General features: G+C 65.3%; 15 protein-coding genes. 5 read left to right on the top strand and 10 right to left on the bottom strand.

The genetic code is table 11. The features are described 5' to 3' along the window. Positions 1-111: 111 nt before the first annotated feature. From D618_RS0112310 to D618_RS18305, 3 genes are read right to left on the bottom strand one after another with little or no spacing between them, the layout of a single operon-like run. The gene (locus D618_RS0112310; protein WP_017671828.1) at positions 112-1491 is read right to left on the bottom strand and encodes a phenylacetate--CoA ligase family protein; all 1380 of its coding nucleotides are present in this window, start codon (positions 1489-1491) and stop codon (positions 112-114) included. Next, entirely contained in the window at positions 1488-2792 is a 1305-nt protein-coding gene (locus tag D618_RS0112305; RefSeq protein ID WP_017671827.1) for an MmgE/PrpD family protein, read from the bottom strand. The genes D618_RS0112310 and D618_RS0112305 overlap by 4 nt, the downstream gene beginning before the upstream one ends. After that, positions 2789-4090 carry an MmgE/PrpD family protein gene (locus tag D618_RS18305; protein WP_238550667.1) on the bottom strand — a complete coding sequence of 434 codons (1302 nt, stop codon included), beginning with the start codon at positions 4088-4090 and terminating at the stop codon, positions 2789-2791. Before D618_RS18305 ends, D618_RS0112305 begins: the two co-directional genes overlap by 4 nt. 80 nt (positions 4091-4170) lie before the next feature. Here D618_RS18305 and D618_RS0112295 point away from each other — a divergent pair, with 80 nt between their 5' ends. Further along, positions 4171-4998, top strand: coding sequence for a GntR family transcriptional regulator (locus D618_RS0112295; RefSeq protein WP_017671825.1), 828 nt, complete (start codon positions 4171-4173; stop codon positions 4996-4998). An 8-nt stretch (positions 4999-5006) separates the two neighbouring features. Here the strand turns inward: D618_RS0112295 and D618_RS0112290 are convergent, their stop codons facing one another. The 7 genes from D618_RS0112290 to D618_RS0112260 all read right to left on the bottom strand — a co-directional run bounded on the left by D618_RS0112290 (position 5007) and on the right by D618_RS0112260 (position 11261). After that, positions 5007-6095 carry a CoA transferase gene (locus D618_RS0112290; protein WP_017671824.1) on the bottom strand — a complete coding sequence of 363 codons (1089 nt, stop codon included), beginning with the start codon at positions 6093-6095 and terminating at the stop codon, positions 5007-5009. Positions 6096-6098: 3 nt separating this feature from the next. Continuing rightward, the gene (locus tag D618_RS0112285; RefSeq protein ID WP_017671823.1) at positions 6099-7301 is read right to left on the bottom strand and encodes a CoA transferase; all 1203 of its coding nucleotides are present in this window, start codon (positions 7299-7301) and stop codon (positions 6099-6101) included. Continuing rightward, positions 7298-7678 carry an endonuclease domain-containing protein gene (locus D618_RS19420; RefSeq protein WP_081590505.1) on the bottom strand — a complete coding sequence of 127 codons (381 nt, stop codon included), beginning with the start codon at positions 7676-7678 and terminating at the stop codon, positions 7298-7300. Before D618_RS19420 ends, D618_RS0112285 begins: the two co-directional genes overlap by 4 nt. A gap of 119 nt (positions 7679-7797) precedes the next feature. Then, positions 7798-8976 (bottom strand): acyl-CoA dehydrogenase family protein, encoded by a 1179-nt coding sequence (locus tag D618_RS0112275; protein WP_017671821.1) that lies wholly within the window; start codon positions 8974-8976, stop codon positions 7798-7800. Positions 8977-9054: 78 nt separating this feature from the next. Further along, positions 9055-9564, bottom strand: coding sequence for a MaoC family dehydratase (locus tag D618_RS0112270; protein WP_026091621.1), 510 nt, complete (start codon positions 9562-9564; stop codon positions 9055-9057). Further along, a complete protein-coding gene (locus D618_RS18300) occupies positions 9557-10402 on the bottom strand; it encodes a CoA ester lyase (RefSeq protein WP_017671819.1) in 846 nt (281 codons plus the stop codon). The genes D618_RS0112270 and D618_RS18300 overlap by 8 nt, the downstream gene beginning before the upstream one ends. A gap of 175 nt (positions 10403-10577) precedes the next feature. Then, positions 10578-11261, bottom strand: a complete 684-nt coding sequence (locus D618_RS0112260; RefSeq protein ID WP_017671818.1) for a hypothetical protein — start codon at positions 11259-11261, stop codon at positions 10578-10580. A gap of 123 nt (positions 11262-11384) precedes the next feature. Here D618_RS0112260 and D618_RS0112255 point away from each other — a divergent pair, with 123 nt between their 5' ends. The 4 genes from D618_RS0112255 to D618_RS0112240 all read left to right on the top strand — a co-directional run bounded on the left by D618_RS0112255 (position 11385) and on the right by D618_RS0112240 (position 18033). After that, the gene (locus tag D618_RS0112255) at positions 11385-13910 is read left to right on the top strand and encodes a TonB-dependent receptor (RefSeq protein ID WP_152414697.1); all 2526 of its coding nucleotides are present in this window, start codon (positions 11385-11387) and stop codon (positions 13908-13910) included. Between the two features lie 107 nt (positions 13911-14017). Next, positions 14018-15325 (top strand): MFS transporter, encoded by a 1308-nt coding sequence (locus D618_RS0112250; protein ID WP_017671816.1) that lies wholly within the window; start codon positions 14018-14020, stop codon positions 15323-15325. Next, complete coding sequence (locus D618_RS0112245; protein WP_017671815.1) at positions 15322-16887, top strand: FAD-binding oxidoreductase; 1566 nt, start codon at positions 15322-15324, stop codon at positions 16885-16887. The genes D618_RS0112250 and D618_RS0112245 overlap by 4 nt, the downstream gene beginning before the upstream one ends. A 6-nt stretch (positions 16888-16893) precedes the next feature. Next, a complete protein-coding gene (locus D618_RS0112240) occupies positions 16894-18033 on the top strand; it encodes a nitrilase-related carbon-nitrogen hydrolase (RefSeq protein ID WP_017671814.1) in 1140 nt (379 codons plus the stop codon). The last annotated feature ends 12 nt before the right edge of the window (positions 18034-18045 follow it).

The raw sequence follows: 18045 nt of genomic DNA, 5'->3' as shown, positions 1-18045 counted from the left end.
CAAGGGAGGGGTTAGGGGTGGGTAGGCGGGAGCATACGAACCTCGGCGCGCTGCACCGCGACCCACCCCCAGCCCCTCCCTGTCCAGGGAGGGGAGCAAGATAGGTAGACTTCATAGCCCCCGCTCGTCGATCAGGCGGATCGGCTTTTGCCGTACCTCGATCTGCGTCAGCGGTGCGGTGCCGCCGGGTGCGACAAGGTCGATCTGGACCTCGACGCCCAGTCCGCGGCGCAGCAGTTCCGCAAGTTCGCCGATGTCCGTCCCACCGCGGCTTTCGAGCGTCACGGTCATGTCGTCGCGCTGGCTGGCAGGGTCGCGCACCAGGCGGCAGACGAACTCGCCGGTCAGGTCGGCGCGGTTCTCGATCAGCGCGCCGATGGCGTGCGGGAAGACGTTGATGCCGCGCAGCTTGACCATGTTGTCGCTGCGCCCCTTGAAGCCCGCGATCCGCTTGAACGCCATGCCGGTGGCGTTGGTGCCGGTCAGTTCATGCGTGATGTCATGCGTGTTGAACCGGATGCACGGCGCGATATCGTCCTTGAACAGACAGGTCACCACCATATCGCCGGTCTCTCCGGGGGCGACCGGGTGGCCCGAATCGATATCGAGTAGCTCGAGATACTGCGCGTCCTCCCAGACATACAGGCCGTCGCGCTCGGGCCCTTCGCCCGCAATCGATCCGGTATCGCCGACGCCATACCAGTCGAACGCCTTCGCTCCGCCCCAGGCGGCTTCGACCGAGGCGCGGTCTTCGGTGCCGAGGTGCCCGACGATCATGCGGATGTTGATCCTGTCGAGCAGCTGCTCGGCTGCGGCGGTATCGGCGAGCTTGCGGATGTAGTCGACGAAGCCAACCAGCACGGTGACGCCGAAATCGGCCATCAGATTGACCTGACCCAGCGAACGCGTTTCGATTCCGGTGCCGGCGGAAAGGAACAGCGAGTTGGTGAAATGGGTCACCGCCTCGCGGATGTAGTGGCCGCCGTTGATCATGCCATGGCCGTAGACCGACTGGATGACGTCCGAGGCTTCGAGCCCCTGCCAGCGGTACATGCGCCCGACCAGCAGGTTGGTGACCTCGCGTCCCTTGGGTCCGAACAGCAACGCCTGCGGGCGGCCGGTGGTGCCTGATGTGGTGTGGAAGATCGACGGCGCGCGGGCAGGGTCCTGCATGTTCAGCCCGGCAAAGTCGCCGAACGGCGGATGGTCGGCGATCGAGGCCATCAGGTCCGATTTGTCGTACACCGGCACCTTGGTGATATCGGCCAGGCCGTTGATATCCCCCGGCTCGAGCCCGGCATTGCCCCACAACCGCTGGTAGAACGGGATCTGCCAGCCGCGCTGCATCAGGCGGCGGAACTGGCGGTCCTGGATGCTGAACAGCTCATCGCGGCTCATGCCGGTGTAACGCTGCGTGAACGCATCGCCGACCGGATAGTCGGCGAGCATCTGTTTCGCATCAAAGGCTTCGAAATAGCTGGGGAAGGTCATTGCGGCTCCCTGCCACGGGGTTGAGTGAAATAGGCGAGCGGATCGTCGAACAGCCGCGCATCGGGCACTTCCCCCGCCAGCTCGCGGGCGAGCGCGCGCTTGGCGGCGGTGGCATGGGCTGAGAGCGGCGCATCGGGGCTGCCCAAGGTGTGCGGGATCGCGCGTTCGATCACGCTGCCATCGGTGAGGCGCACGATCAGCCGTTGCGGGAACAGCGCGTTGGGATCGGGATTTGCATCGACGGTGAAGGCGAGCTTGTGCGCCAGCCCCTGGGTCGCAGGGTCGGCCAATGTCTCGGGCGCAAAGCGTCGAGGGTCGATCCGGCCATCGGTGATCATCAGCGCGGCGAGCATCGGCAGGCACAGCCGCGCATAGGCGGGCGTCATGTCGGCGATCACCGGACGGCCCACCAGCCGCGCGATCAGCGGTGGGACAGAAGCTTCGATAGCTTCCAGCGAACCGGGGTCGAGCTGCAGATCGGCAAGCGTGCCGAGCACCGCATGGCTGGCGCGGCCCGAAGGATAGGGCTTCACGCTGATCTCGGCGATCCGCCAGATCTTGCCCAGATCAGCTGTGTAGCTGGCGAGATTGCCCGAATCGAACAGCTGGAAATATCCGAACGGCCCTTCGAGCGCGTCATGCGGTCCGCTGAGCCCCGCCTTGACCAGATCGACCGCAGCGATCGCGGCGCGCGCTGCGTTGGCGATCTGCAGCGGCAGCGCGATCGATCCTTCGACATGCGCCTGCATCGTGCCGGCGAGCGAGGAATAGGCGAGGCCGAGCACGTCTTCGAGCGGTTCGACGCCTTCGATCCGCGCCACGGCGAGCGCCGCGCCGATGCAGCCTGCGGTCGCGGGGCGGAAGAACGAAAGCGGGCTGGTCGCGGCCAGCCCAAGGCCTGCGGCGATATCGACGCCAACCGCGAGCGCGGTGAGCGCGTCATCCGGATCGCAGCCCCCCATCCGGTCGATGCTGGCTCCCAGCGCGGCGGTGACCACCGACAGTGCGTGCACCACCGCCGGTTCGTGCACCGCGTCCCATTCCAAGCAATGGATGCGAAAGCCGTTGACGAAGGCGGCGGATGCAGCGGGGAGCCGCTCGTCCGATCCGATCAGCCGCGCGTCGTCGCCCGCACCCCAGCCGCGTGCGGCGGCAAGCACGCCATCGGCCCCCGGAGCCGTCGCGCCCGCCGCGCCCACGGCAAGCGTATCGCCGAGCAGATGCAAAGCGGCTTCGCGCACTGGCGCGGGCAGCACATGGCGTGCGCGGACAAAATCGATCAGGTCGCCGGTCGCGCTCATTCCAGCCAGTCCTCGAGCAACGCGAGCAGCGGGCCGATGCTGGTGCCGTTGAGCGCGATCTCTTCGGCGCGATCGGCCTCGACCGGCTTCAACCCGCCCCAGCGAACCAGGCTGTCGAGCTTCGCGCGCAGCATCTGCGGGCTTGCCGGGCGCTCGGGGTCGCCTCGCGTGTCGATCAATGTGACCTGTTCCCCTCCCTGCAAGGGAGGGGTTAGGGGTGGGTTGGCGGCTGGATGCAAGGTTGGCGCAGTCGACCCACCCCCGGCCCCTCCCTGGCCAGGGAGGGGCGCGCAAAGGACACGCGCGCCGAAATGTTCGGGGTAACGATCGGTGAACTCCGCCGTCTCGCGCACCGTCACGAGGGCGCGTTTGTCCGCGAGCGCAGCGATAGCCTCGGGCGTGAAGTCCTCCGGCGTTGCATTGCGGCCATCGGCAATCACCGCGACCGCGTGCTGGATCGAGAACTTGGCGTCAAGTTCGGTGGCCGGGTGCGGGCGGTCGCAGAATTTCAGCGCGTCGGCATAGGTCTCGACCGTCACCGGCAATGTCAGTGCGCCGCGCGCGCGCAGTTCCATCGCGCAGTCGATCGCCGCATGCGCATGGCGGCACGCGGCCCAGGGCTTGAAACTGACCGCGTGGATCAGCCAGTCTTCGCCCAGCACCATTGGCTTGGGCTCGCGCACCATCGCCGCGTACAGGCCCTGTTCGCCCTCGAGCGCCGCAACCGGTCCGGTAAAGCCCTGCCGCGCCAACCGTGCGATCCACAGCCCTTCCAAGGCTGCGCGCGCGGCGTGCATCGCCTTGGTCATCACGTCCTCGTGCCGCATCCGCCACAACCCACCGGTGACCGATGCGGCATTGCCCAGCGCCCAGCCGGTCGCGGACTCATCGAGCCCGAAGATCGAGGCTGCGGCTGCCGCGCCACCAAAGCCGCCTGCGGTCGAGGTCGGGTGGAAGTGCGCATAATGGTGCGCATCGAAGGTCGCGCCGACCGCGATCATCGCCTCATAGCCGCGCACCGCGCCATCAAGCATCGCATCCATGTCGCACTTTTCCTGTCGCGCGGCGGACAGTGCTGATGGCCAGATCACCGGACCGGGGTGGAGCAGGGCGGTGCGGTGGACATCGTCCATCTCGAGCACATTGCCCAGCAACGCGGCGCGGGTGAGGATGTCGGGTTCGGCCATCCGCGCGACGGCGGCGACCGGCGATTGCCGCGCGCCAGCCACGCAGGCCAGCCAGTCGAGCAGGTGCAGCCGCGCGCGCGCGCGGTCGCTTTCATTTGGCGAACGGGCCAAATGTGCGCTAAGCCGCTGGATGAGGCTCGCGGCGGTCATGCACCGAAATCCGCAGAGCGAACCTGGAGCAGGAGCACGCGTTGAACAGCCCCGCAGAGGCCGCCGAACCCCTGATCGACAAGGCGCCAGACCGTTCGTCCGACAAGACCGTCGACAAGCCCCGGTACCAGCAGCTGGCCGATGAATTGCGCGCGCGAATTCTCTCGGGCGAGCTGGCGGGGACGACGAGCTTCCCCACCGAAAGCGTCCTGTGCGCCGAATATGGCGTCAGCCGCTTTACCGTGCGCGAGGCGCTGCGCCGTCTGCAGAACGAAGGCCTGATCGCGCGCAGGCGCGGGTCGGGCACCGTGGTGCAACCGGCGGCGGCGCGCGGTGGCGCGCTGCACCAGCCGCTGTCCAACGTCGGCGAAATTCTGCAATATGCGCGCGATACCCGCATCGCCTACGACCATCTGGGGATGCAGTCGCTGCCCAAGGCGATCGCGGTGCAGATCGCGATGCCGGTCAGCGACAAATGGTTTCGGTTTCGCGGGGTGCGCCGCCAGGTCACCGACGGCCAGCCGATCGCGCTGACCGAAGCGTATGTCATTGCCGACCTTGCCGACGCGGTCGCCGAGATCCTGCCGCCCGCCGATGCCGCCGACCAGACCATCAATCCGGGCAGCGACACCTTGTTCCAGATTATCAGCAATGCGGCGGGCCTGTCGATGTCGCGGGTGACGCAGGATATCCAGGCAGTCCCCGCGAGCGCCGAAGTCGCGGCCGCGCTCGACATTCCCCGCCGCTCTGCGTGCCTGCGCATCCTGCGCTGCTATCACGATCAGGACGGGCGGATGTTCGAAATGTCGGTCAGCCACCATCCTGGCGACAGCTTCGCCTACTCGATGCACATCGACGTCGAGGGGTAACACCCCGCTCATTGAGCGCTTCCCAGCTCGGGAGCGTCTTGCGGCTGCCAATCGGGCTCGCCGGCAAAGCGGATCGCAGGCGCGATGTGGTGCGCACCGCCCGCTTCGACCAGCAGGCCACGCGTTTCAACGTGCTCGCTGGCAAAGGCTTCGGCAAAATCGAGCACGGGTGAGAACGCGACGTCCTTGTCCTCGAACCACGCCACCCATTCGTCGCGCGTGCGCGTCGCGAACGTCTCGCGCAGGAACGCGACCAGCGGGGCCTGCGCGGGGCCAGCGTCAGCTTCGCCCAGCGGGATCAGGTCTGCACGGTCCAAGGCAGTCAGCAGCACCGTCACGAACTTCATCTCACGCCCGCCGAGCGCGACATGGCGGCCGTCGCGCGTCTCGTACACCTGATAGAAGCCCGCGCCGCCCAGCGAGCGCTGCGTCGCCGAGCGCGGAGCCTCGCCGCCCGCGATCGCGCTGCCGGCGATATGCGCGCACCACGGCAGCATGCTGTCGAACATCGCGATGTCGACATAGTCGCCCTCGCCGGTGCGCTCGCGCCCGATCAGCGCCATCAGCACCGCCGACAGCCCGGTCAATCCTGCGGCCATGTCGGCAGACGGCACGCCCGGCACCACCGGTGTGCCATCGGTCGCATCGTTGACCGATAGGAAGCCCGAGAGCGCCTGCACCGCAAGATCGTGTGCGGGATGGTGCGCCAGTGGCCCGCTCTGCCCGAAGGCGGAGATCGAGCAATAGATGATTTTCGGGTTGATCGCGCGCACCGCCGGATAGTCGAAGCCAAGCCGCTGCATCACACCGGGGCGAAAGCCCTCGACGAAGACATCGGCGGTCGCGATCAGCTCTGTCAGCCACGCACGCCCTGCATCGCTCTTGAGGTCGATCACCTGTGCCTGTTTGCCGCGATTGAGATTGCGGAACCAGACCGACTGGTCCTGCTCGAAGGGGGCCATCTGGCGCGCAGGGTCACCGGTCTTCGGTTCGATCTTGATGACGTCGGCGCCCTGGTCGGCCATCATCAGCGTCAGCATCGGCCCCGGCAGGAACTGCGACAGGTCGATCACCGTGATGCCCGATAGCTTGCCCATAAGTCAGATGATTCCGTCGCGTTTGAGGTCTGCAATCTCGGCTTCGGAAAGCCCGATATCGGCCAGCACGCCGTCATTGTCCGCACCCAGCAGCGGCCCGGCGCGGGCGGGCAGGCGTTGCCCATCGACGCGGATGGGGCTCGCGAGCACGCGCAAGTGTTCGCGGTCGGGATGCGCGACGGTCTGCATCATGCCGGTTTCGACGAGATACGGGCTGTCCATTGCGCTGGCGAGGTCATGCACCGGTGCGACCGGCACCTTGCCCGAGAGCAGATCGACCCAATGCTGCGTAGGCTGCGTGCCGAACACCGTATCGAGCACCTGTGTCAGCGTATCGCGGTTGGCGAGCCGGTCGGCGGGCGTCTTGAAGCGCGGATCGCCCTTGAGCTGGCCCTGCCCGATGGCATCGACCAGGATCGACCAGAATTTGGGTAGCTGCGCCATCACGAACATCCAGCCATCGGCGGAGCGGAACATCTGGCTGGGCGTGACCGAGGGATGCGCCGAGCGCGGCGCGCGCGGGGTGACATCGCCTTCGTTGAGGTACCAGACGGCAGGGTAAGTCATCTGGTGCGCGGCAACCGACATCAGATCGACATCGATATCGCAGCCGATCCCCGAGCGCTGCGCATCGAGCATCGCGGCGAGCAGGCCGACCGCCATCTGCGTTCCGGTCATGAAATCGACGATCGACAGGCCAAAGCGCACCGGCAGGCCATCGGGCTCTCCGGTCAGAGACAGAAAACCGGCCTCGGCCTGCATCAGATAGTCATAGCCCGGCCATTTGGCGCGTTCGTTGTCGCGGCCATAGGCGGACAGATGCGCGCAGACGATCGCCGGGTTGATGTCCGCCAACGCGGCATAATCGAGGCCCAGCCGGGCGGGCAGGTCGCCGCGCAGGTTGTTGACCATCGCGTGCGAGCTTGCCGCCAGCGTGCGCAAAATCTCGCGCCCGCGTTCGCTTTGCAGATCGAGCGTCAGCGATTTCTTGTTGAGATTGAAGCTCTGGAAATACAGGCTTTCATTCTCACGCAGGAAATGAGGACCCACCGCGCGCGCGGTGTCGCCGCCCGGCTGGCCAGGCTTACTGGGGGGTTCGATCTTGATGACCTCCGCCCCCATCTGCGCGAGGAACATGGTGCCATACGGCCCCGCACCATATTGCTCGGCAGACAGCACGCGATAGCCGGTGAGCGGCAGCCTCATGCGGAAATCTCCTCAAAAACCCCTCTCCCTGTAGGGGAGAGGGAAAGGCGCAAAGCGCCAGGGAGAGGGGTTGCAACGTCAACATGCCGCAAGATTGATTCAAGCACGTCGGAACAACTCCTCAAGACATCATGGTTCCAGAACCGGATCACCCGGTATCCTTCACTCACCAGAAATTCCGTCCGGCGCGTATCATAGCTCTGCTGGTCCGCGTGCTGACTGCCGTCGAGTTCGACGATCAGCTTCGCAGCTGGGCAGACGAAGTCGGCGATGTAATTGCCGATCGGGACCTGCCTGCGGAATTTCGCTCCGTTCAGTCGACCGGCGCGCAATCCGGACCAGAGCTTTGCTTCCGCCTCGGTCGGTTCACTTCGCATCCCTCGGGCACGATTCAGCAGCAGGTCGGGGGTTTTGCCGCGACGCAGCGGCCCCTCTCCCTGGCGCTGCGCGCCTGTCCCTCTACCCTGGAGGGAGAGGGGTAAAGGATGCTCGCTCGTCACGCCGGGTTCCGCTTGACCCATTGCTTCGAGATGATCATGCGCTGCATTTCGTTGGTGCCTTCGCCGATGCACATCAGCAGGGCGTCGCGGTAATAGCGTTCGATCTCGTATTCCTTGGAATAGGCATAGCCGCCATGGATGCGCATCGCCTCTTCGGAATTGCGCACCGCAGCCTCGGACGAGAAGTATTTCGCCATGCCCGCTTCCATGTCGCAGCGTTCGCCGCGGTCATAGGCTTCGGCAGCATCCAGCGTCAGAAGGCGCGCGGCGCGGGCGCGGGTGACCATTTCGCCGATCTTGAGCTGGATCGCCTGATGGTCGGCAATCGGCTTGCCCATCGTCTGGCGCAGCTGCGCATATTCGGTCGCGAGGCGCAGTGACCCATCGGCCAGGCCCACGCCGCGCGCAGCCACGTTGATGCGGCCCAGTTCCAGCCCGCCGGTGGCCTGGAAAAAGCCCTGGCCCTCGACGCCGCCGATCAGGTTGGCGGCGGGCAGGCGATAGTTGTCGAAGATCAGCTCGGCGCTGTCGATCGCCTTGTAGCCCATCTTGTCGAACTTCTTGCCGACGGTGAAGCCATCCTGCTTGGGTGCGATGAACAGGCTCATGCCCTTGTAGCGCGGGTCCGCCTTGGGGTCGGTCTTGACCAGCAGTGCAAAGCAGCTGCCCTTGATGGCGTTCGAGATCCAGGTCTTGGTGCCGTTGATGACATAGTCGTCGCCATCGCGAACTGCCGTGGTGCGGATCGCCTGGAGGTCGGTGCCAGCATTGGGCTCGGTGAGCGCAAGGCCACCGCGGATCTCGCCGCTGGCGAACTTGGGCAGCCACAAGGCCTTTTGCGCAGGCGTGCCGAAGCGTTCGACCGCGCAGGCCATGATCAGGTGCGAATTGAAGATGCCGGTGATCGCCATCCAGTAGGACGAGATGCGCGCGACGATCTTGGCATAGGTGGTCGCCGGTAGGCCGAGGCCGCCGTATTCATGGCCGATGGTCGCGCCGAACAGGCCCATCTCGGCCATCTGCGCCACCAGATCCGCAGGCCAGGTGTCGGTGTGGTCGTGGTGCATCGCGACGGGCTTGACCTCGCGCTCGATCCAGCGGTCGATCGCGTCGAGAAATGCTGCTTCCTCATCCGCATCGATCGTGCGGATATCTTCGATTGGCAGGCTTGCCATGCTTGGGTCACTCCGGTTCTTCTGCTCGCTGCCCCCCATAGGGCGGCGAGGATCAATTCTGTTGGTGAGCGTCCCCGCTCAATCGTCGGACGGGCCGAAACCGCGCTTCCAGATCAGCATGGTGCGGCTGAAGGTGCACACCACCTGCCCATGCTGATTCTTGCCGATGGTCTTGACCGTGACAATGCCCTGTTCGGGGCGCGAGGAGGACTCGCGCTTTTCGAGTACCTCGCTCTCGGCATAAAGCGTGTCGCCAGGGAACAGGGGGTTCGTCAGGCGGATATTATCCCAGCCCAGGTTCGCCACCGCCTTCTGGCTGACGTCGGACACGCTCATCCCCACCATCATCGCGACGGTGAGCGGCGAGGCGACCAGAGGTTTGCCGAATTCGGTCTTCTTGGCGTATTCGTAATCGAAATGCGCCGGGTGGGTGTTCATCGTCAGCAATGTGAACCACACGTTGTCGGCATCGGTGATGGTGCGGCCGGGGCGGTGTTCGTAGATGTGGCCGACGACGAAATCCTCGTAAGCGCGGCCAAAGGTCTCGCGAAAGCGGCCCGGCGATACTTCCACTGCTCCATCACGCATCGATTGTCTCCCTGTTGTCCTTCTGGGCCTCGCGGGCCAGCATCGCGCGCATCCGCGCCACGATCGGTGCCTCGAGCATCTTTCCGTTATGGCGGATTGCCATGCCGCCTGCCGCTTCATAGGCCGCAATCGCGTCCTTCGCTTCGGCAATCGCGGCCTCATCCGCGCCGAACGCGGCGTTGATCGCAGCCACCTGCGCCGGGTGGATCGCGGCCTTGGCGGCAAAGCCCAGGCTGCGCACCTTGCGGCACTCGTCGGCAAGGCCATCGGCATCGTCGAGCTTGACGAACGGCACATCGATCGCCGGCACGCCCGCATCGGCGCAGGCCATGATGAACTGGCCGCGCGCAACCAGCAGCGGATCGAAGGCAAGGTCTACGCCCAGCTGTGCCGATAGATCGCCGCCGCCGAACATCATCGCGGCAACGCCCGGCTGGCCCGCGATGCGGTGCGCCTCGCGCAGGCCCCTGGCGGTCTCGATCAGCGGAACCAGGCCGATGGCGGGGTTGTCGAGCACGCGCGCAACCTGCGCGATCTCGCTGGCGTGCTCGACCATCGGCACGAACACCAGTGAAGGCGCGGCGGCGGATTCGGCAAATGCGATCATGTCCTTGATGCCTGCCCGGGTCATGGTCCCGTTGATCCGCACGGCGGTGCGCGCGCGGTCGAAACCGGCGAGGCCTTCTATCACCGTGGCGCGTGCGGTGTCCTTGTCGGGCGCGGCAACGGCGTCTTCCAGATCGATGCAGACAAGGTCTGCAGCGCTGGCAAGTGCCTTGCCGATACGGTCCGCTCTGGACCCCGGCACGAACAGGATGCTGTTGGCAGCGAATAGCATGTTTGACCAAAACCCCTTTGTAGACGGATAGATATGGCTCACAATTTGTCCGGACAAATCCAAAGTCAAGCACAAATGGCAATCATCATGTCGCGAGCACGCTTTTGCGTGTCGGAACGCTCGCTTCGACAGGCTTTTGGGTTGCCGCCCCCATCAGCTTTGGCGCCAGCGCGCATCAGAAGCCGGGTTTCACCGCGCCCAGCCATGACGTGACAACCAGCAGGACGTAGATTGCCATCACCCAGATGCGGGTGCGGTCCATCGTGCGGCGCAGCGGCACCTCGGTGGCATCGCTCGACCCTTCGGTGAGCAGCCTGACCAGCTGTGGCCCCACCGGCTTGAAGGACAGGTCGATGCCGATCGCGGCGACGAAAATGCCGCCGAACAGCATCGCCTTCCACGCCAGCCAGCCCGGCGCCAGCGGCGCGCCGGTCAGCACCGACTGGCCGCCCAGCCACAGGTAGAACGCGGTGAGCGCGTATTTCAGGCCGTTCTCGTAGAACCGGTCGCGTGCTGCACGCGGCGTCTGGTCGTGAGTGTGCGCATCCCACACCAGCCACAGCCAGACCCCTCCGATGGCCCAGGCCGCCGCGAGAAGTGCCACCGGCAGATCCCACCAGCCGCCCATCTTGAGCACCGAAAGCGAAACCGGAACCATCAGCGCCCAAGCGCTGCGCGGGGTCATGTCGACCAGCACGAGCAGCTTCAGAAGTGCGATCCGCTGGTCGAGCGAATAGACATGCCGCTTGCGGAAATGCTGGCCCAGCAGGAACACGCCGACGTCTGCCCCCAGCCACAAAACGAACAGTAACAGATGCACGTACACCAGCGAGGGGTACGCAATTTCAGACCATGCCAATGAGCGTCTCCCGCACGAATGTTCCACAAAGCCAATTGACAATGCAGATTTGTCCGGACAATTTGCAAGAAAAAAATGAACGTCAGGCGGACCGCCACAACCGGACATTCAGGGAGTTTCAACATGATCAAATTACATATGGCCACTGCCGTATCGGCGCTCGCGGTTGCACTCGCCGCCCCTGCCTACGCCCAGAACGGCGAACAGGCGGGCACTGGCGAGTCGCAGGCTCAGGAGGGGCTGAGCGAGATCATCGTCACCGCCCAGCGCCGTCAGGAAAGCGTGCAGGACGTTCCAATCGCGATCAGCGCGTTCAGCGCCGAACAGCTGCGCGACCAGGGGGTATCGAACACGTTGCAGCTGGGACAGTATGTCCCCAATCTGGTGGCGCAGAACAATACCGGCATCGGTTCGGCCAACGCCTACTTCCTGCGCGGCCTGGGCTCGACCGAGACGATCGCGACGTTCGACCCGCCGGTCGGCACCTATGTCGACGACATCTACCTTTCGCGCCAGAACGCCAACAACCTCGCGCTGTTCGATGTCGCGCGGGTCGAGGTGCTGCGCGGTCCGCAGGGCACCCTGTTCGGTCGCAACACCACCGGCGGCGCGATCAACGTGATCATGGCGGAACCTGGCGACACGATCGGCGGCTATGCCGAGGTCGGCTATGGTCGCTATGACAAGAAGATGGTGCGCGGATCGATCGACCTGCCGCTGGCGGACAGTTTCGCGATTAAGGTCTCGGGCTATTGGCAGGATGACGACGGCTATGTGAAGAATGTCACCACCGGCGAGCGGCTCAACGACGACGATGGCTGGGGCGTGCGGCTGGGCATCAAGGGTGAGCTGGCCCCCTGGGCGCGCTGGCGGGCAAGCTATGCACATGTCGTGTCCGAAGGCGAAAACACGCTCAACTTCACCTGCAACCCGGTCAATCCTACCGATTGCAAGGGACGCTTTTCCACCACGGGTCTGAGGGAAAATCCCCAGAGCGCCACGCCGTTTGCGCCGCTGGTGATCCAGGGCCGCAAGGCAGGCTATGGCAATGGCCAGAAGGCCGACACCGACATCATCACGTCGAACCTGGCCTTCGACATCGCCGACAAGACGACGCTCAGCCTGATCACCGGCTATGTCAGCCTGACCCAGCAGTTCGCGCTCGACTTCTTCGATGGCCGCGGCGGGCCTTCGGTCAGCGTGCCGTTCCCCACCGTGCAGCGCTATGCACGCGGCGGCTTCACCATCGTCAATGATGGCAGCCACCAGCAGTTCACGCAGGAAATCAAGCTCGACGGCAGCCTGGGCAATGGCCTGATCGATTATGTCGCGGGCTTTTTCTACATCGATGAACGCAACCGCACCAACCTGGCCGATGTGTTCTCGATTTCGCCGGCCACCTCGCTGCTGCTGGGCGACCGGATCGTCCGCAACCGGACCGAAGCCTATGCAGGCTATGTCCAGGCCGATCTCAACATCACCGAGCAGCTCAAGCTGACCGCAGGCGTCCGCTACACCGACGAGACCAAGACGCTGTCGATCTCCGACAACCGTCCCTCGTGCAACGACGGCACGGTCGAGGTGACCTGCATGGTCGATGCGAACCTGCGCGCCAGCAACGGCGTGATCATTCCGACCAGCCAGACCGCCAAGATCTGGACGCCCCGCTTCGCGCTCAACTTCAAGCCGAACGAGGATATCCTGCTGTTCGCCTCGGCCACCAAGGGTTTCAAGTCGGGCGGCTGGAATGCGCGTGCCACGTCGCCGGCGCAGTTCCTGCCGTTCGACGAGGAAAAGGTGTGGAGCTATGAGGCGGGCCTGAAGACCGAGTTCTTCGATCGCAGGGTGCGCGCCAACATCACGGCCTTCTGGATGGATGTCAGCGACCTGCAGATCCTCGCCGGTCTGCTCAACCCGGCCACCGGCGCGATCACCTTTCTCACCCGCAACTTCGCCGACTATCGCAACAAGGGGATCGAGGCGGAGCTGACCGTGGCCCCGGTCACCGGCCTGACGCTCTATGCCAATGTCGGCTACCAGGATGACAAGTATCGCGTGCCCGATGCGCCGGCGGGCAACGACATCTACGGCATCCAGAACGTGCAGGCACAGCTTGCGGCCTGCCGGACGCAGCTGGCTGCGGGGCAGATTCCGGGCAGCTCCAACTCGGCGCTCGCCGGTACGCCGGTCAACAACGCGCCTGCCTGCGCTGCCGGGATCGTCACCGCCAATGGCACAATCTCAACCCCGGTGCGCACGCCCGACTGGTCGCTGGCCATCGGCGGCAGCTATCGTGCGCCGCTGGGCGACAGCGGCCTGACCCTGGTTCCCTCAGTCAACGCCAGCTATCGCTCTGCCCAGGAGGTCGCGATCGCCAACCTGTCGATCTACAACGCACCGGTCACGCGCGGCGGGCGCACCACGCCTGCCAACCCGTTCGGCGATGGCGCGTTCATCACCGGGTCGGAGAGCCCGGCAGCATGGCTGGTCAATGCGGGGCTCGCGCTCAACGGCCCCGACAACGCCTGGCAGCTCGCGGTGGAATGCACCAACTGCTTCAACGAGGAGTTCATCCAGTCGTCGCTGTCGAACTACAGCTATCTCAACCAGCCGATGATGTGGACGGTGCGTGCGCGCTACAATTTCTGAGCGCACGTTTTTGCCGTCTGGCGGATGGAGCATCGCACATCCTTGTGCGATGCTTCTCACCCGGCGCATGATTTCCAATCAGGCAGACGATAACCGGGAGCAGCGCGTTGGCGACTAAGGCAGACGAACTGGTGACAGGCGCAGGGACGCCCGCGCGCGGCGAATTTTCGCTCGGGTGGAAGGTGCTGCTGGCCGGCATCATCGGGGTTGCCTGCGGCGCATCGCCGATCCCGTTCAATGTCATCGGCTTCACGATTGCGCCGCTGACGCAGGAATTCGGCTGGACCACCACCGAAATCCTCACCCCCATCACCATCTTCGGCGTGGTCGCAGCCCTGCTCGCGCCGGTGTTCGGCTGGCTGGCCGATACCTATGGCGTGCGCCGCATCGCCTTGTGGTCGCTGTTCGGCTTTGGCGTGACCTTTGCCGCGCTGTCGCTCACGCCGCCGGTGCTGTGGGCCTATTATGCGCTGTGGCTGATGGTCGGGCTGGTCGGCATCGGATCGACGCCTGTTACCTGGAGCCGCGCGATCAACATGTGGTTCTACAAGAGCCGCGGGCTGGCGCTGGGCCTGCTGCTGCTGGGAACCAGCCTGGCGGCGCTCACTGTTCCCAAGATCGCGGTCTGGGCGATCGAGGTCCATGGCTGGCGCGCGATGTTCGCTATCGTCGGCATGGTGCCGCTGCTGGTCGCGCTGCCGGTGTGCGTCTGGCTGTTTCGCGAGCCACGCCCCGAAGAGCAGCCGCGCGGCATCAAGACCGCAAGCGGCGCGCTGACCGGCGTGACCTTGGGCCAGGCGCTGCGCGACTATCGCTTCTGGCTGATCTGGGCGTCGATCTTCTTCATCGCGCTGACCTTTGGCGGCGCGTTCATCAACATGCCCGCGATGCTGGCAGACCGGGGCATCCCGGCGCAGGGCGCGGCATCGGTGATGGGCATCGTGGGGCTGGGCATCCTGTCCGGACGGATCATCACCGGGCTGCTGCTCGATCGCTTCTGGGCAGGCTTCGTTGCGTTTCCGCTATTGTGCCTGCCGGCGATGTCGAGCTGGATCCTGCTCGATCCCGCGCCCGGCTTCACGCTGGCGGCGCTGTCGGGCTTTCTGCTGGGCTTTGCCGCAGGCGCGGAGAGTGACCTGATCGCGTATCTCACCGGCCGCTATTTCGGCATGGCGCATTACGGCAAGATCTACGGCATGCTCTACATGCCCTTCGGCGTGTTTTCGGCGATCTCGCCGCTCATCTATTCCTCGGTTCGCGATGCGACCGGCAGCTATGACCAGGTGCTGTTCATCGCGATCTTCGGATATATCATTGGCGGCGCGTTGCTGATGCTGCTCGGCCGCTATCCGGTGTTGACCGAGGCCCCGGCGAGCGGGCCTGCGCCTGCCGCCCCGGACATGGAGACTGCATGATGGCCACACTCGTGAAAGACGACACCGGCGCAATCGACTCGCTGATCGCGGCGGCCGGGGCCGATGCGGTGCTGACCGATTCCGGCACGCGCGATTTCGTTTCGCACGATGTCTACAGCTCGGGACAGCCGCCCTTGGCCGTGCTGCGTCCCGCCACCGTCGATCAGCTGGCGCGCGGCATTGCCGCTGCGACCGCGCACGGCCTTGCCATCGTCCCGCGCGGCGGCGGCATGAGCTATACCGGCGGCTATCTGTATTCGGGCGGCGGTTTCGTGCTGGTCGATACCTCCGCGCTCGATGCCATCGTCGACATCAACCCCACCGACATGACGGTGACGGTCGAGGCCGGCTGCACCTGGGCCAAGCTGCACGATACGCTGAAACCATTGGGCCTGCGTTGCCCCAGCTGGGGCACATTGTCGGGCCTGCGCGCGGCGATTGGCGGAGGGATGAGCCAGAACGGCACCTTCTGGGGTGCGCGCCAGGGATCGGTGGTCGACAGTGCATTGAGCTTCGACGTCGTGCTCGCCGATGGTCGGATCGTCAGCACCGGCAGCGCGTTCTTCCGCCCGTTCGGGCCCGATATCACCGGGCTGTTCGCTGCCGACACCGGCGCGTTCGGGGTCAAGGCGCGGGTGACGCTGCGGTTGGTGAAAGAGGCAACCGCCTTTGCTTATGGCTCGTTCTCGCTGCCCGACCACAACGGCCTGCTGGGATCGATGAGCGCGATCGCGCGCGAGGGGCTGGCGGCGGAAAATTTCGCGTTCGATCCCTATCTGCAATCGCAGCGGATGAAGCGCGACAGCCTGGCCAAGGACGCCAAGTCGCTGCTCAACATGATGAAGTCGCAAGGCTCGGCATGGAAGGCGATCAAGGAAGGCGCCAAGGTGGTCACCGCGGGGCGCTCGTTCCTCAAGGACGTGCCGTTCTCGCTCCACACCATCGCCGAAGGGCGACATCAAGGTGCCGTGGATGCCGAGATGGCCGAGATTGGCAGGATCATCGCCGCGCACGGCGGCACGGCGATCGAGAATTCGATCCCCAAGATCCTGCGCGCCAATCCGTTCCCGCCGCCCAATTCGATGCTCGGCCCGGATGGCGAGCGCTGGGTGCCGGTGCATGGCTTCCTGCCGCACTCGCGGCTGGTCGAAGCCTGGGAGCGGATCGAGGCGCTCTATGCGCAGCACGCCGAAATCATGACGCGGCTCGACGTCAATGCCGGCGCGATGCTCGCCGCTGTCAGCCGCTCGGCCTGCCTGATCGAGCCGGTGTTCTTCTGGCCCGATGCGATGAACTCGCTGCACCGCGCCGCCGTCGAGCCCGACCACCTCAAGAAGCTCAAGGGCTTTCCCGAGGGGCCGGAGGCGCGTGCGCTGGTGGCGGAACTGCGCGGCGGTATCATCGCGATCTTCCGTTCGCTCGAATCGGTGCACGTGCAGATCGCGCGGACCTATCCGCTCAAGGCCGCGCACGATCCCGCCGCCTGGGACATTCTGACCGCGCTCAAGCGCGCAGTCGATCCCAACGGGCTGATGAACCCTGGGAGCCTGGGGCTGGAATGAGCGCAGATGGACCTCGAACGCCGCACGCTGCTCGCCGCGATGATCGCCAGCGCGCTGCCACTGGATGCGGCGCTTGCCGCTGCGGAGCCGCCGGTGGCTGAGTCCGCGCCTTTTGCCGCGGTTGCGATGCAACTCGCCGCCCGCTCGATCGAGCGCGCGCCCGATCGCGCAGCCGCGAGCGCGCAGGTGCTCGCCATGGTCGGCGAGGTCGAGGCCAAGATCCGGTCGTCGCGAATCTTCATCGAGCAATATGGCGGCCATCCGGTCAGGCTCGCCGTGCTGCCCGAGTATCTGTTCACCAGCTATCCCGGCCGCATCTCGATCCCCGATTTCGCCGCACTCGCTGCGTTCGAGATGCAGGGCGAAGAATACGAGGCGCTGGGCCAGGTCGCGCAGAAGCTCAACCTGTTCCTTGCGGGTAACGCCTATGAGGTCGATCCCAACTTTCCCGGCCTGTATTTCCAGGCGAGCTTCCTGATCGCGCCCTCGGGCGATGTCGTGCTGCGCTATCGCCGCCTCAACTCGATGTTCGCGCCGACGCCGCACGATGTGTGGAGCAAATATCTCGACGTCTATGGCATTGATGGCGTCTTCCCCGTGGCGCGCACCGAAATCGGCAACATGGCCGCGATCGCGTCGGAGGAAATCCTCTATCCCGAGATCGCCCGCGCGCACGCGCTGCGCGGGGCGGAGATCTTCCTGCACTCGTCGAGCGAGGTCGGATCGCCAATCGATACCAACAAGGCGATCGCCAAGCGGGCGCGGGCTTTCGAGAACATGGCCTATGTGGTGTCGGCCAACACGGCAGGCATCGAGGGCACCGGCCTGCCGCTCGCCAGCGCTGACGGCAACAGCCAGATCGTCGACTACAAGGGCCGCGTTCTCGCCGAATCGAACAGCGGCGAGACCTTCACCGCCTTTGCCGACATTGATTTGGGTGCATTGCGCACCGCGCGGCGGACGCCCGGCATGACCAACTATCTCGCGCGCCAGCGGCTCGAGCTGTTCGCAGCGGCCTACGGGACTGTCCGTCATCCGGCCGACGGCATGCTCGAAGATGGGGCCGTGAAAGTGCCTGACCGCGACTATTTCAAGCGCGTGCAGGAAGAGGTTATCGAACGGATGGTGAAGGACGGGCTGATCTAACAACAATTAGCC

Source organism: Blastomonas sp. AAP53, from assembly GCF_000331245.1.
Taxonomy (GTDB): Bacteria; Pseudomonadota; Alphaproteobacteria; order Sphingomonadales; family Sphingomonadaceae; genus Blastomonas.
This window is presented reverse-complemented; position numbering and strand designations above follow the sequence as displayed.